The following is a 14,436-nucleotide window of genomic DNA, read 5'->3' as shown; positions in this document are numbered from 1 at the left end:
CTGACCGTCATGCACATGTTCTGGGTGGTGGCCACCGCCGTCGTCTTCGGCCTCCTCGCTGCCGCGGGCGTCGCGGGCGTCACGACCGGCTGGGTCGCGCCCTGGGGCCGCGCCCGGGTCCTGCGCCCGAAGCTGTGGGGCTACGGCTGCCTCCTCGGGGCCGCCGGCTGGGGGGTGTTCATCTGGCTGGGCCCGCTCGACGGCGGCCACGACCTCCTCGCCTGGCTCGGCTGGATCGGCATCATGGCCGCACTGCGCCTGCGGGTGCTGTCCGAGCGTCCCGGCCGCGGTGCCACGACGACGTCTACGACGTCCGCCTCCTGATCTTCGAGCTCAGCCACACCAGCGGGTCGTACTTGCGGTCGACCACGCGCTCCTTCATCGGGATCAGGGCGTTGTCCGTGATGTGGATGTCCTCGGGGCAGACCTCCGTGCAGCACTTGGTGATGTTGCAGTAGCCGAGGCCGTGTTCGTCCTGGGCGGTGCGGCCCCGGTCGAGGCCCGTCTCGGCGGCCCCGTCCAGCGGGTGCATGTCCAGCTCGGCGATCCGCATCAGGAAGCGCGGGCCCGCGAACGCCGGCTTGTTCTCCTCGTGGTCGCGCACCACGTGGCAGGTGTTCTGGCACAGGAAGCACTCGATGCACTTGCGGAACTCCTGCGAGCGGTCCACGTCCTCCTGCATCATCCGGTACTCGCCGGGGCCCACCCCGGCGGGCGGCACGAACGCCGGGACCTCCCTGGCCTTCTGGTAGTTGAAGCCGACGTCCGTCACCAGGTCGCGGATGACCGGGAAGGTGCGCATCGGGGTCACGGTGATCGTCTCCTCGCGGGAGAACACCGACATGCGCGTCATGCACATCAGCCGGGGCCGGCCGTTGATCTCGGCCGAGCACGAACCGCACTTGCCCGCCTTGCAGTTCCAGCGCACGGCCAGGTCGGGGGCCTGGGTGGCCTGGAGGCGGTGGATGATGTCGAGGACCACCTCGCCGTCGTTCACCTCGACGGTGAAGTCCCGAAGGGCTCCGCCCTCGACGTCACCCCGCCACACCTTGAAGCGGGCCTCGTAGCTGCTCACTCGTACAGCTCCTCTTCGGCGAGGTACTTGACCAGCTCCTCCTTCTCGAAGAGGGCGAGCAGGTCCGGGCGGATGGGTTCGGTGGTCTCGCGGGTGAGGCGGATCTGCCCGCGGGCGGGGTCGGTGGCCGCGAGGCCGCCGGTGGGATCGGCGAGGGCGCACAGCAGGTTCGCGTTGCGCCACCGGCGGTCCATCGTGGGGTGGTCCTCGCGGGTGTGGCCGCCGCGCGACTCGGTGCGCTCCAGCGCCGCGCGGGCCACGCACTCGCTGACCAGCAGCATGTTCCGGAGGTCCAGGGCGAGATGCCAGCCCGGGTTGAACTGGCGGTGGCCCTCCACCCCGGCCCGGCGGGCGCGCACGCGCAGCTCGGCGAGCTTCTCCAGGGCCTGCTCCATCTCGCCCTCGCGGCGGATGATGCCGACCAGGTCGTTCATGGTCTGCTGGAGTTCCTGGTGCAGGGTGTACGGGTTCTCCGGCGGGCCCGCCTCGCCCGTCCGGTCCGCTCCCGCCTCCGCCTCCGCCGAGAAGGGCCGCAGCGCCTCGGCGGACGCCGCGTCGGCCTGGGCGTCGTCGACGGCCGGCCGGTCGCCCGCCTGCCGCGCGGCGTGCTCGGCCGCGTGCCAGCCGGCCCGGCGGCCGAACACCAGCAGGTCGGACAGCGAGTTGCCGCCGAGCCGGTTGGAGCCGTGCATGCCGCCCGCCACCTCACCGGCCGCGAACAGCCCCGGCACCCCGCGCGCCGCCGCCGTGTCGGAGTCGACGGCGATGCCGCCCATCACGTAGTGACAGGTCGGGCCGACCTCCATCGCCTCCGCCGTGATGTCGACGTCCGCCAGCTCCTTGAACTGGTGGTACATCGAGGGCAGCCGGCGCCGGATGACCTCGGCGGGCATGCGCGTGGAGACGTCCAGGAAGACCCCGCCGTGCGGCGATCCCCGGCCCGCCTTCACCTCGGAGTTGATCGCGCGGGCGACCTCGTCGCGGGGGAGCAGCTCAGGGGGGCGGCGGTTGTGCTCCGGGTCCTCGTACCACCGGTCGCCCTCCTCCTCCGACTCGGCGTACTTCTCCTTGAAGACGTCCGGGACGTAGTCGAACATGAACCGCTTGCCCTCGGAGTTCCTGAGCACCCCGCCGTCGCCGCGCACCGACTCGGTGACGAGGATGCCCTTCACCGACGGCGGCCAGACCATGCCGGTCGGATGGAACTGCACGAACTCCATGTTCAGCAGGGGCGCGCCCGCCAGCAGGGCCAGCGCGTGCCCGTCGCCCGTGTACTCCCACGAGTTCGACGTCACCTTGAACGACTTGCCGATCCCGCCGGTCGCGACCACGACGGCGGGGGCCTCCAGGACGAAGAAGCGGCCGCTCTCGCGCTCGTAGGCGAAGACGCCGGACACGCGCGGGCCGTCTTTCAGGACCCTCGTGACCGTGCACTCCTGGAAGACCTTCAGCCGGGACTCGTAGTCCCCGGTCTCCTTGAAGTCCTGCTGCTGGAGGGCGACGGCCTTCTGCTGGAGCGTGCGGATCAGCTCCAGGCCCGTACGGTCGCCGACGTGGGCGAGGCGCGGGTACTCGTGGCCGCCGAAGTTGCGCTGGGAGATCCTGCCGTCCTTCGTGCGGTCGAACAGCGCGCCCCAGGTCTCCAGCTCCCACACCCGGTCCGGGGCCTCCCGCGCGTGCAGTTCGGCCATCCGCCACTGGTTCAGGAACTTGCCGCCGCGCATCGTGTCGCGGAAGTGGACCTGCCAGGTGTCGTGCTCGTTGGCGTTGGCCATCGCCGCCGCGATGCCGCCCTCGGCCATCACCGTGTGCGCCTTGCCGAACAGCGACTTGCAGATCACCGCCGTACGGGCCCCCCGCTCGCGCGCCTCGATCGCGGCCCGCAGCCCGGCGCCGCCGGCACCGACCACGACGACGTCCCACTCCTGCCGGTCCACCACGGACATCAGTTCAGTCCCTCACTGGAGTCTCTAGAAGAAGCGCGGGTCGGCGAAGACCCCGGACGCGACGAGATAGACGTAGAAGTCGGCGAGCCACACGCTGAACAGCGACGCCCACGCCAGCTGCATGTGCCGGGCGTTGAGCCGGCCGACGAACTGCCACGCCCGGTAGCGCACGGGGTGCCTGGAGAAGTGCTTGAGCTTGCCGCCCACGATGTGCCGGCACGAGTGGCAGGAGACGGTGTAGGCCCAGATCAGCACGATGTTGACCAGGAAGACCAGGGTGCCGAGGCCCATGTGGCCCCACCGGTAGTGCGTGTCGCGGAAGGACAGCACGGTGTCGTAGGTCAGCACGCCGGCGACCAGCAGGGCGGCGTAGAAGAAGTACCGGTGGACGTTCTGGAGGATCAGCGGGAAGCGGGTCTCGCCGGTGTACTTCGCGTGCGGCTCGGCGACGGCGCAGGCGGGCGGGGACGCCCAGAAGCTGCGGTAGTAGGCCTTGCGGTAGTAGTAGCAGGTCAGCCGGAAGCCGAGCGGGAAGATGAGGATGATGATGGCGGGGGACAGGCCCCACCAGCTCCCGAAGAGGTCGGCGTTCGGACCGGCGTGCATGGTCCGGCAGTTCTGCGCCAGACAGGGCGAGTAGAACGGCGAGACGTACGGCGCCGCGTAGTAGTCCGCGCCCGCGAAGGCCCGCCACGTCGAGTAGACGACGAAGGCGAACAGGCCGGCCGCGGTGACGGCGGGGGCCAGCCACCAGCGGTCGGTCCGCAGATGAGGGGCGGCGATCGCGGCGCGCGTACGGGCTCGTACGCCGCCGCTGTTCTGTTGGGGTTCCGTACCAGTGGCCAAGGATGACTCCGGTCGGTTCGGGTCGGTTCAGGGGGCGTGGCGGTCGCGGGCCCCCAGTCCCTCGTCGTCCGTATCGATCCACAGGGAGCGGTCGTACGGCGTGTCGGAGATGGTGACGAGGTCGGGCCGGCGGGGCGTCGTGTCGTTGTCGGCCGAGTCGCGCAGCAGCCCGAGGCTTTCGCGCAGACGGTCGGCGTCCATCCGGACCCGGCGCATCTCCAGGCCGTTGCTGCCGAGCTGGTGCTCCAGGCGCCCCAGCGAGCGGTTCAGTTCGTCGAGGGAGCGCTGGACCGAGGCGATGTCGTCGTGCACGGACATGGTGTGCCCTCACTTCCGCGGGTCCGGCGGGCCTTGGGCGGCAACGTTCATGCGCCTTGGAGTGTTGCGCGCCACACGTGCCGATGTGAAGGCGTGTGCAGCGATTGGCGGAGGCGTACGGATGCATCAGCGGTGGTGTTGCGCCACACGGGTGAGGTCACCACCCGTCATCGCCGTGTCGCTCTCGGTTGCCGGATCCTTTCCTCTTCAGTGGGCCGCATAGATCTGATCAGCTCCATATACCGCCAAACGTGATCATAACGCCCGTGGCTTCCCGGAGGTAGCAGAGATGTCCCACGACGTGCGGCAGCGACAGCGCCCCGCAGGGGCGCGGGGAACTGCGCGACCAGCCACGACGGGCCGGCAGGCGGCCGACGGCACTTCTCGGCACCTCGTGCGCTCGGTCGCCTTCCTGGCGGCCGGCGCCCTCGCGGTGCCGCTCCTCGCCGGCTGCGGCTCCGACGTCGACGAGGCCGGCAAGCCGCTCGCCGGGCTGGACATCGCCCCCGCCGCGCGGGACCAGATCGCCGACGGCGGGACGCTGAAGTGGGCCGTCGACTCCGTCCCCGAGACCCTGAACACCTTCCAGGCCGACGCCGACGCCGGCACCACCCGGATCGCCCAGGCCGTCCTGCCGTCGATGTTCCGCCTCGACGCCGAGGGCCGGCCGGTGCCCGACTCGGCCTACCTGGAGTCGGCCAAGGTCATCGAGACCGAGCCGCGCCAGGTGGTGCTGTACAAGCTGAACCAGCAGGCCGTCTGGAGCGACGGCCGGGAGATCGGCGCCGCCGACTTCGTCGCCCAGTGGCGCGCCCTGTCCGGCAAGGACAGCTCCTACTGGACCGCCCGCAACGCCGGTTACGACCGCATCGAGAAGATCGAGCGCGGCGCCGGCGACCTCCAGGTCCGGGTCACCTTCGCGCGTCCCTACGCCGACTGGAAGTCGCTGTTCTCGCCGCTGTATCCGAAGCAGGTCATGGGCAGCCCGGACGCCTTCAACGACGGTGCCCGGCGCAAGCTCCAGATCACCGCCGGACCCTTCGGGGTCGACAAGGTCGACACCGCCGCGAAGGACGTCGTCCTCACCCGCAACCCGCGCTGGTGGGGCAGGCCGGCCAAGCTGTCCCGGATCGAGCTGCACGCCGTACCCCGTGACAAGCGGGCCGCCGCGCTCGCCGACGGCAGCCTGGACGCCGCCGACATCGACCCCGCCGAGGCCCGGCTGGTCGGGCTCGCCGCCCAGGGCGCCGGGAGCCCGCTGCAGGGCTCCGGCAGGACCTCCGTGAAGAAGCTGCGCTCCTGGGCGCGGGCGCACGGCTTCGGCCCCGACAGGGCCAAGGCCGACGAGAACGAGCTGCGCAAGGACGTCGGCGCGTACCTGGACGAGCAGCAGGCGCTGCGCGCCTTCGACGTCCGCAAGTCGCTGGAGCCGGCCTACACCCAGCTCGCCCTCAACGGCTCCGAGGGCCCCCTCGCCGATGATCGGGTCCGCCGGGCGATCGCCCGCGCCCTGGACCGCAAGGAACTGGCCAAGCTGGTGCTCACCCCGCTGGGCCTGCCCGCGGTCCCGGTCGGCAGCCATCTCGCCCTGTCCGGGCAGAGCGACTACGCCGACAGCAGCGGCGCCCTCGGGCAGGCGGACACCAAGGAGGCGGCGGCGCTGCTCGCCGACGCCGGCTGGGTGGCGGGCGGTCCGGTCAAGGAGCAGAAGAAGGCGAAGAAGGCGGCCGGCTCCGAGAGCGACAGGACCGGCGGGCACAAGCCGTCGGACGGCGGCAAGGACGGGCAGTACATCGTCGGCGGGGACGACAACAAGAGCGGCGGCCGGGGCGACGGCGGCGACCGGCACCTCGCGCAGGAGGGCAGGCAGGGGGGAGTGCCCGGCGCGTACGCCCCCAAGGGCACGGCGGCCCCGGCCGGCGTCCCGGCCGGGCCGCTCGCCAAGGACGGCAAGGCGCTCGCGCTGCGCTTCGTACTCCCCTCCGGGCCCGGCTCCGAGACGCTGCACACGGTCGCCGAGCGGATCTCGGCCATGCTGGACCGGGTCGGCATCCGCACGACGATCAGCAAGGTCCCGGACGAGAGCTACTTCAAGGACCACATCGCCTCCGGCGACTACGACCTCGCGCTGTACTCGTGGCCGTCCTCCGCGTACCCGGCGACCGACGCCCGCCCGATCTACGCCAAGCCGGTCCCGGCCGCCGACGGCTCGGTGAACGTGGAGCAGAACTACACGCGGGTCGGCACGGACCAGGTGGACCAGCTCTTCGACCAGGCCGCGGCGACCCTGGACGAGAACGAGGCGCGGGACCTGATCAGGAAGGCCGACTCCAGGATCTGGGCCGCTGCCGGATCGATTCCGCTGTACCAGCGGCCGCAGCTGGTGGGGACGCGGAAGAACCTCGTCAACGTCGGCGCGTTCGGATTCCAGACGCCCGTCTACGAGGACATGGGCTATCTGAAGAAGGGCGCGAAGATCTCCCCCAGCCCCACGAACTGACCGCCGCCCGGCCCCCGCGGTGATGATCACACAGCCCTGAGGAGGCCGACCGGCCCGGGGCCACGTACCATGGGGTGAGGCCGTGGCGTGTCAAGCCCGGCAAGGCCCGCGTAACGCAGACGTACGCGCAGGCTTTCCTCACCATCCGGGAGTACGGCAACCTATGGCCACGCGCCACGACATCCGCAACGTCGCCATCGTCGCCCACGTCGACCACGGCAAGACCACCATCGTCGACGGCATGCTGAAGCAGGCCGGCGCGTTCGCCGCCCACCAGCTCGACCAGGTCGACGACCGGGTCATGGACTCGAACGACCTGGAGCGTGAGAAGGGCATCACGATCCTCGCCAAGAACACGGCGGTGAAGTACCACCCCAAGGACGGCGGGGAGCCCATCACCATCAACATCATCGACACCCCCGGCCACGCCGACTTCGGCGGCGAGGTCGAGCGTGGTCTGTCGATGGTCGACGGCGTCGTGCTGCTCGTGGACGCCTCCGAGGGTCCGCTGCCGCAGACCCGCTTCGTGCTGCGCAAGGCGCTCCAGCAGCGCCTGCCCGTCATCCTGTGCATCAACAAGACGGACCGCCCGGACTCCCGGATCGACGAGGTCGTCAACGAGACCTACGACCTGTTCCTGGACCTGGACGCGGACGAGGACCAGATCGAGTTCCCGATCGTCTACGCCTGCGGCCGTGACGGCGTCGCCTCGCTGACCAAGCCGGCGGACGGCACGGTCCCGGCCGACAGCGACAGCCTGGAGCCGTTCTTCTCCACGATCCTGGAGCACATCCCGGCCCCGACGTACGAGGAGGACGCGCCGCTCCAGGCCCACGTCACCAACCTCGACGCCGACAACTTCCTCGGCCGTATCGCGCTGCTCCGCGTCGAGCAGGGCGAGCTGCGCAAGGGCCAGACGGTCGCCTGGATCAAGCGCGACGGCTCCGTCAGCAACGTGCGCATCTCCGAGCTGATGATGACCGAGGCGCTCACCCGCAAGCCCGCCGAGATGGCCGGCCCGGGTGACATCTGCGCGGTCGCCGGTATCCCGGACATCATGATCGGCGAGACCCTGGCCGACACCGAGAACCCGATCCCGCTGCCGCTGATCACGGTCGACGAGCCCGCGATCTCCATGGTCATCGGTACGAACACCTCGCCGCTGGTCGGCCGGGGCGGCACCGGCAAGGGCGCCGACGCGAAGTCGGCCGTGAAGGACCGCAAGGTCACCGCACGCCAGGTCAAGGACCGCCTGGACCGCGAGCTGATCGGTAACGTCTCGCTGCGCGTCCTGGAGACCGACCGGCCGGACGCCTGGGAGGTCCAGGGCCGTGGTGAGCTGGCGCTGGCCATCCTGGTCGAGCAGATGCGCCGCGAGGGCTTCGAGCTGACCATCGGCAAGCCGCAGGTCGTCACCAAGGAGGTCGACGGCAAGGTCTACGAGCCGGTCGAGCGCATGACGATCGACGTGCCCGAGGAGCACATGGGTGCGGTCACGCAGCTCATGGGTGTCCGCAAGGGCCGCATGGACAACATGTCCAACCACGGCTCCGGCTGGGTGCGCATGGAGTTCGTCGTGCCGTCCCGCGGTCTGATCGGTTTCCGGACCGAGTTCCTGACCCAGACCCGCGGCACGGGCATCGGCCACTCCATCCACGAGGGCCACGAGCCCTGGTTCGGCACGCTCCAGACCCGTAACAACGGCTCGCTGGTCGCCGACCGCGCCGGTGCCGTCACCGCGTTCGCGATGACGAACCTCCAGGAGCGCGGCGTGCTGTTCACCGAGCCGGGCACCGAGGTGTACGAGGGCATGATCGTCGGCGAGAACTCCCGCTCCGACGACATGGACGTCAACATCACCAAGGAGAAGAAGCTCACCAACATGCGGTCCTCGACGGCCGACGTGGCCGAGTCGATCGTGCCGCCGCGCAAGCTGTCGCTGGAGCAGTCGCTGGAGTTCTGCCGTGACGACGAGTGCGTCGAGGTGACCCCGGAGGCCGTTCGCATCCGTAAGGTGAACCTGGACGCCCGCGAGCGCGCCCGCGCCGCGAGCCGCGCCAAGCACGGCTGATCCACCGGCAGTTGAGCCCGGGTGCCCCGAGGGTGGGGTGCCCGGGCTCTGTGCTGCCCGTGACTGAATTGAGATCTGTAGGCAGTGGTCGGTAGTCGAGCCATGGCAGATAGTTAGCCGCGAACCCCCCTCCTGTTGGTGCATGCGTGGATCACTCACACCTTGAAACGGATAAACCGTGGCAAGTACTGTCGAGACAGAAGCCGATGCCGTCAAGCTCGAGGGCCGCTCGCCCGGCCGGCTGATGTGGCTGCGCTTCAAGCGTGACCGCACCGGTGTGATCGCCGCCTACGTCGTGGGCTTCTTCTTCCTGATCGGCCTGCTCGCCCCGCTGATCTCCAAGGTGTACGGCAAGAATCCGTACACGGTGTACGCGGACGAGCGCCCGGACCTCTTCGACAGCGCCGGTGTGCCGGTGAAGCCCAACGGCGGTATCAGCGCGGACTTCTGGTTCGGACTCGAACCCGGCAACGGCTACGACGTCTTCACCAAGCTGATCTACGGCATCCGCACCTCCCTGATGATCTCGGTGGCCGTCACTGTCGCGGTCGTCGTGACCGCCATCCTGCTCGGCGTCACGGCCGGCTATCTCGGCGGCAGGACCGACTACGTCCTCGGCCGGGTCATCGACTTCCTGCTCGCCTTCCCGGCCCAGCTGTTCTTCATCGCGAGCATGCCGGTCGTCGTCTCCCTGTTCGTCAGCCCCCGTGACCAGACCCCCACCTACGTCCGGGTGGTCGCCCTGATCCTGGTGCAGTGGTTCCTGGGCTGGATGGGCCTCGGCCGCATCCTGCGCGGCACCGCACTCGCCCTGCGCGAACGGGAGTTCATCGAGGCGGCCAAGGTCAGCGGCGCCTCGCCGTGGCGGATCATCCGCAAGGAGATCCTGCCGAACATCGTGACCCCGCTGCTGGTGCAGGCGACCTATCTGCTGCCCAACTTCGTGACCGCCGAGGCCGGTCTGTCCTTCCTCGGTGTGGGCATCGTCGAACCGACGCCGGACTGGGGGCAGATGTTCTCCAAGGCGTCCACCCAACTGGTGATGGAGAACGACATCACCTACATGTTCTTCCCCGGCATCTCGATGATCATCTTCGTCGTCGCGTTCAACCTGCTCGGGGACTCGGTCAGAGACGCCTTCGACCCCAAGACCGCGCGCTGACCCCCGTACCCGCAACTCCCGTACCGCAACTCCCGGCACCGAATCCGACGGAACGTCAGTTTCACAGATGGGTGGGATCCTCGTGATGAGTAGGGGCGGACGCCACGCATACGGCGCACTCTGCGCGCTCGCGGCCGGAGCACTCGTGCTCACCGGTTGCAGCAAGGGCGGCAGCGACACCGGCACGAACGACAAGAAGGACCAGCAGAACGCCAAGAGCCAGCAGGCGCCCATCAAGTTCGGGAACGCCGCCGACTCCACCGGCCCCGCGGCCCCGGTGCCCGGCGCCAAGTCCGGCGGCGCCCTGGAGGTGCTCGCACGCGACAGCTACGCCCATCTCGACCCGGCCCAGATCTACGTCCAGGACCAGATGGCGATGGCGCAGCTGATCCACAGAGGCCTCACCGGCTACAAGGCGACCAGCGACGACGGCCACCAGCACGAGGTGGTCGGCGACCTCGCCACCGACTCCGGCACCACCACCGACGGCGGCAGGACCTGGAAGTACACGCTCAAGGACGGCGTCAAGTTCGCGGACGGCACCCCGATCACCTCCGCGGACGTCCGCCAGAGCGTCGAGCGCCTCTTCGCGCCCTTCATCACCCAGGGCCCGAGCTACCTCCAGCAGTGGCTCGCCAACACCTCCGGCACCGGCTACCGCAAGCTGCTCCCCGACGGTCCGTACAAGGGCAAGCACCTGCCGGACAGCGTCCTGTCGACGCCCGACGCGAAGACCGTCGTCTTCCACTTCGCCAAGCCGCACCCGGACCTGCCGTACACCCTGGCGATGGCCGGCTACGCCGTCGTCTCCGCCAAGGGCGACACCCAGCAGAAGTACGACAAGAACCCGGTCACCACCGGCCCGTACAAGATCCAGTCGTTCCAGTCCGGCAAGTCGATGGTGCTGGTCAGGAACCCGAACTGGGACCCGAGGACGGACCCGATCCGGCACCAGTACGTGGACCGGTTCAACATCACCTTCAACCAGCAGTACGAGACCTCCACCAAGGCGCTGCTCGCCGACAGCGGGCCCGACCGGACCGGCGTCAGCTTCAGCAACCAGGTCGACGCGGGCAACCTCTCCCGGGTGCTCGCGGACCCGAAGCTCAAGTCCCGCACGGTCTCCGGCTACCAGCCCTACGTCGGCCAGATGAACATCAACATGAGCAAGCCCGAGATGAAGGACATCCGGGTCCGCGAGGCCATCGCCTACGCCCTGCCGATCTCGCCGTTCGTGCGGGCCTACGGCGGGTCCGACGCCATGGAGGTCGCGGGCGGCATCATCTCCCCGACCGTCTCCGGCTACGACCCCGCCTTCGACCCGTTCGGCAAGAAGAAGAACCCCGGCGGCGATCCGGCGAAGGCGAAGAAGCTGCTCCAGGAGGCCGGCAAGGTGGGCATGAAGCTGACCTTCGGCTACATCAACACCAACGAGGGCCAGCAGTACTCCACCGCCATGGCCGCGGGCCTGAGCAAGGCCGGTTTCAACGTGCAGCGCCAGGAGATCCCGTCCGAGACCTACTACGACCAGGTCTCCAAGCTGAACAACAACTACGACATCTTCCACAGCGCGTGGGGTGCCGACTGGCCGTCCGCCCTGACGGTGATCCCGCCCTCCTTCGACGGCCGGCAGATCGCCGACGGCGCGGCGAACTACTCGCAGGTCAACGACACGCACGTGAACAGCGAGATCGACCGCATCAGCGCGATCACCGACCCGGTCAAGGCCGCGGCCGAGTGGGAGAAGCTCGACAAGTACCTGCTGACCAAGGTGGTCAACGTCGTCCCGACGGGCTACTACAAGCAGGTCCAGATCGCCGGTTCGGGCGTCGGCGGGTTCGTCTACGACGACGTGATCGGCGGCATGGACCCGCGCCGAGTCTTCATCAAGTAACCGTCCCCGTACGGCACCCGGCGCGTCCCCGGTCGGGGTGCGCGCCGGGTGCCGGCCCGGCCGCCGACGTCTGAGAGCTGCCTGTCATGCTGCGCTTCCTCGTGCGCCGGATCATCGGTGCCGTCGTCATCCTGTTCCTGCTGAGCATCGTCGCGTTCCTGCTCTTCTTCGGGGTGCCCCGGGACCCGGCACTCCTGATGTGCGGCAAGACCTGCAACCCGGACAGCATCGCGAACATCCACCATGTGCTCGGCCTCGACAAGCCCATCACCGAGCAGTACTGGATCTTCCTGCACAACCTCGTCCTGGGCAGCGGCCAGTTCGCCCAGGGCCCCTGCCCCGCCCCCTGCTTCGGCTACTCGTACCACACCGACGAGCAGGTCTGGGGCACGCTGATGGACCGCCTGCCCACCACCGTCTCGCTCACCCTGGGCGCGGCCGCGTGCTTCCTGCTCGTCGGCCTCGGCACCGGACTGCTCGCCGCGTGGCGGCGCGGCTCGCTGGTCGACAAGACGGCCACCGCCGGCGCCATGGTCGTCAGCGCGCTGCAGATCTACTTCCTCGGCCCGCTTGCCCTCGCGGTCCTCGTCTACCAGACCCACTGGTTCGACAAGCCCGCCTACACCCCGATCACCCAGAACCCGGTCAGCTGGTTCGGCGGCCTGGTCATCCCCTGGGTGGTGCTGTCCACGATCTTCGCCGCGCAGTACACCCGTATGGCCCGGTCCTCGATGATCGAACAGCTCCAGGAGGAGCACGTCCGCACCGCCCGCGCCAAGGGCATGTCCCGGGCCTACGTCTTCTTCCGCTACGCCTGGCGCGGCTCGCTCATCCCGATCGTCACCATCTTCGGCATCGACCTCGGCTCGCTGTTCGGCGGCGCCATCATCACCGAGTACACCTTCGGCCTGCCGGGTCTCGGCAACCTCGCCGTACAGGCCGTCAACTTCAGCGACCTGCCGCTGCTGCTCGGCGTGATGCTCTTCTCGGCCAGCATGATCCTGCTGTTCAACATCATCGTCGACGCCGCGTACGCCTTCATCGACCCGCGCGTGCGGCTGTCCTGAGGCCGAAGGAGAAGCAGACGTCATGAGCAATCCCCTTCTCTCCGTACAGGACCTGTACGTCAGCTTCCGGACCGAGGACGGCGTCGTGCGGGCCGTGGACGGGCTTTCCTTCGACCTGGAGCGGGGCAGGACGCTCGGCATCGTGGGGGAGTCCGGCTCGGGCAAGTCGGTGACCAATCTGACCGTCCTCGGCCTGCACAACCCCATGTTCACGACGGTCGAGGGCGAAATACTCCTGGACGGACGGGAGTTGACCACCGCACGCGAGTCCGAGCTGGAGAAGCTGCGCGGCAACAAGGTCGCCATGATCTTCCAGGACCCGCTCACCGCGCTCTCCCCGTACTACACCGTCGGCCGGCAGATCGCCGAGCCGTACATGAAGCACAACGGCGCCTCGAAGAAGGCCGCCTGGGAGCGGGCCGTGGAGATGCTCGGCAAGGTCGGCATCCCGAACCCGAAGGAGCGGGCGAAGGACTACCCGCACCAGTTCTCCGGCGGCATGCGCCAGCGCGCCATGATCGCCATGGCGCTGGTCTGCGACCCCGACCTGCTCATCGCCGACGAGCCGACGACCGCCCTCGACGTGACCGTGCAGGCGCAGATTCTCGATCTGCTCAAGGACCTGCAACAGGAGTTCGGATCCGGCATCATCTTCATCACCCACGACCTGGGGGTGATCGCCGACATGGCCGACGACATCATGGTGATGTACGCGGGCGGAGCGGTGGAACGGGGCACCACGCGCGAGGTGCTGCGCTCGCCCCAGCACCCGTACACCTGGGGCCTGCTGAACTCCATGCCGCGCCTCGACTCCGATCCCGGCGGCCGGCTGTCCCCGATCCCCGGCACGCCGCCCTCGCTGCTCCGCCCGCCGTCCGGCTGCCGCTTCCACCCCCGCTGCACCTTCCAGGGCCGGGTGGCGGGCACCGGCCGCTGTACGGGGGAGCGACCGCTCCTGGCCCCCGACCGGGCATCGGCCTGCCATCTCACCGCGGACCAGAAGCGGACCATCTTCATCGAGGAGATCAAGCCCCGACTGGGCTAGGTCGACAGACGTTCCAGGAGGTCACCGGCATGAAAGAGGACCTGGTCCTTCCGGCACCGCGCGAACAGGGCAGCGGCGCGGACGGGGAGCCGCTGCTGCAGGTCTCGAAGCTGACCAAGTACTTCCCCGTCAAGGGCGGCTTCCCGATCCGCCGCACCATCGGTCAAGTCCAGGCCGTGGACGGCATCGACCTGACCGTGCACGCCGGGGAGAGCTTCGGCCTGGTCGGCGAGTCGGGCTGCGGCAAGTCGACCACCGGCCGGGTGATCACCCGGCTGCTGGAACCGACGTCCGGATCGGTCACGTACCGCGGCCGGGACATCAGTCACGCGGGCCGCAGGGAACTGGCGCCGATCCGCTCCGAGATCCAGATGATCTTCCAGGACCCGTACTCGTCGCTGAACCCCCGGCAGACGGTCGGCACGATCATCTCCGGCCCCATGGAGATCAACGGCATCCAGCCGGAGGGCGGCCGGGAGAAGCGCGTCCGTGAACTCCTGGAGATCGTGGGC

12 protein-coding genes are annotated in these 14,436 nt (G+C 69.2%); 8 read left to right on the top strand and 4 right to left on the bottom strand.

Annotated elements, in window-relative coordinates; genetic code table 11:
- Positions 1 to 9 precede the first annotated feature (9 nt).
- Entirely contained in the window at positions 10 to 324 is a 315-nt protein-coding gene (locus BIV23_RS43340; RefSeq protein WP_071386496.1) for a hypothetical protein, read from the top strand.
- Here BIV23_RS43340 and BIV23_RS43335 read toward each other — a convergent pair.
- From BIV23_RS43335 to BIV23_RS43320, 4 genes are read right to left on the bottom strand one after another with little or no spacing between them, the layout of a single operon-like run.
- Complete coding sequence (locus tag BIV23_RS43335; protein WP_071386495.1) at positions 305 to 1,075, bottom strand: succinate dehydrogenase/fumarate reductase iron-sulfur subunit; 771 nt, start codon at positions 1,073 to 1,075, stop codon at positions 305 to 307. The genes BIV23_RS43340 and BIV23_RS43335 overlap by 20 nt on opposite strands.
- Positions 1,072 to 3,021 (bottom strand): fumarate reductase/succinate dehydrogenase flavoprotein subunit, encoded by a 1,950-nt coding sequence (locus tag BIV23_RS43330; RefSeq protein ID WP_071386494.1) that lies wholly within the window; start codon positions 3,019 to 3,021, stop codon positions 1,072 to 1,074. The genes BIV23_RS43335 and BIV23_RS43330 overlap by 4 nt, the downstream gene beginning before the upstream one ends.
- 24 nt (positions 3,022 to 3,045) lie before the next feature.
- Positions 3,046 to 3,867 (bottom strand): hypothetical protein, encoded by an 822-nt coding sequence (locus BIV23_RS43325; protein WP_071386493.1) that lies wholly within the window; start codon positions 3,865 to 3,867, stop codon positions 3,046 to 3,048.
- A 27-nt stretch (positions 3,868 to 3,894) separates the two neighbouring features.
- Complete coding sequence (locus BIV23_RS43320) at positions 3,895 to 4,185, bottom strand: hypothetical protein (RefSeq protein ID WP_071386492.1); 291 nt, start codon at positions 4,183 to 4,185, stop codon at positions 3,895 to 3,897.
- Positions 4,186 to 4,474: 289 nt separating this feature from the next.
- On the opposite strand from BIV23_RS43320, the gene BIV23_RS43315 reads away from it, so the two are divergent.
- From BIV23_RS43315 to BIV23_RS43285, 7 genes are all read left to right on the top strand, one after another.
- Positions 4,475 to 6,685 carry an ABC transporter family substrate-binding protein gene (locus BIV23_RS43315; RefSeq protein WP_071386491.1) on the top strand — a complete coding sequence of 737 codons (2,211 nt, stop codon included), beginning with the start codon at positions 4,475 to 4,477 and terminating at the stop codon, positions 6,683 to 6,685.
- Positions 6,686 to 6,848: 163 nt separating this feature from the next.
- Positions 6,849 to 8,756 carry a translational GTPase TypA gene (gene typA / locus BIV23_RS43310; RefSeq protein WP_071386490.1) on the top strand — a complete coding sequence of 636 codons (1,908 nt, stop codon included), beginning with the start codon at positions 6,849 to 6,851 and terminating at the stop codon, positions 8,754 to 8,756.
- A 178-nt stretch (positions 8,757 to 8,934) separates the two neighbouring features.
- Complete coding sequence (locus tag BIV23_RS43305; RefSeq protein ID WP_071386489.1) at positions 8,935 to 9,918, top strand: ABC transporter permease; 984 nt, start codon at positions 8,935 to 8,937, stop codon at positions 9,916 to 9,918.
- Between the two features lie 85 nt (positions 9,919 to 10,003).
- The gene (locus BIV23_RS43300) at positions 10,004 to 11,812 is read left to right on the top strand and encodes an ABC transporter substrate-binding protein (RefSeq protein WP_071386506.1); all 1,809 of its coding nucleotides are present in this window, start codon (positions 10,004 to 10,006) and stop codon (positions 11,810 to 11,812) included.
- A gap of 86 nt (positions 11,813 to 11,898) precedes the next feature.
- A complete protein-coding gene (locus tag BIV23_RS43295; protein WP_071386488.1) occupies positions 11,899 to 12,879 on the top strand; it encodes an ABC transporter permease in 981 nt (326 codons plus the stop codon).
- Between the two features lie 22 nt (positions 12,880 to 12,901).
- Positions 12,902 to 13,924: an ABC transporter ATP-binding protein gene (locus tag BIV23_RS43290; RefSeq protein ID WP_071386487.1), complete on the top strand. Its 1,023-nt coding sequence runs from the start codon at positions 12,902 to 12,904 to the stop codon at positions 13,922 to 13,924.
- A 29-nt stretch (positions 13,925 to 13,953) separates the two neighbouring features.
- A partial coding sequence (locus tag BIV23_RS43285; RefSeq protein WP_143079246.1) for an ATP-binding cassette domain-containing protein occupies positions 13,954 to 14,436 on the top strand: 483 nt, incomplete at its 3' end.

It is taken from the genome of Streptomyces monashensis (genome assembly GCF_001866665.1).
GTDB classification, from domain to species: domain Bacteria; phylum Actinomycetota; class Actinomycetes; order Streptomycetales; family Streptomycetaceae; genus Streptomyces; species Streptomyces monashensis.
Note: the sequence above shows the minus strand (reverse complement) of the source record. Positions and strands in the feature narration are given on the sequence as shown.

What these genes read in the sequence shown, in the direction of transcription:
- BIV23_RS43340 (WP_071386496.1), top strand. Translation starts at nt 10, where the DNA reads ATGCACATGTTCTGGGTGGTGGCCACCGCCGTCGTCTTCGGCCTCCTC.
- BIV23_RS43330 (WP_071386494.1), bottom strand. Translation starts at nt 3,021, where the DNA reads ATGTCCGTGGTGGACCGGCAGGAGTGGGACGTCGTCGTGGTCGGTGCC.
- BIV23_RS43320 (WP_071386492.1), bottom strand. Translation starts at nt 4,185, where the DNA reads ATGTCCGTGCACGACGACATCGCCTCGGTCCAGCGCTCCCTCGACGAA.
- BIV23_RS43315 (WP_071386491.1), top strand. Translation starts at nt 4,475, where the DNA reads ATGTCCCACGACGTGCGGCAGCGACAGCGCCCCGCAGGGGCGCGGGGA.
- typA (WP_071386490.1), top strand. Translation starts at nt 6,849, where the DNA reads ATGGCCACGCGCCACGACATCCGCAACGTCGCCATCGTCGCCCACGTC.
- BIV23_RS43300 (WP_071386506.1), top strand. Translation starts at nt 10,004, where the DNA reads ATGAGTAGGGGCGGACGCCACGCATACGGCGCACTCTGCGCGCTCGCG.
- BIV23_RS43295 (WP_071386488.1), top strand. Translation starts at nt 11,899, where the DNA reads ATGCTGCGCTTCCTCGTGCGCCGGATCATCGGTGCCGTCGTCATCCTG.
- BIV23_RS43290 (WP_071386487.1), top strand. Translation starts at nt 12,902, where the DNA reads ATGAGCAATCCCCTTCTCTCCGTACAGGACCTGTACGTCAGCTTCCGG.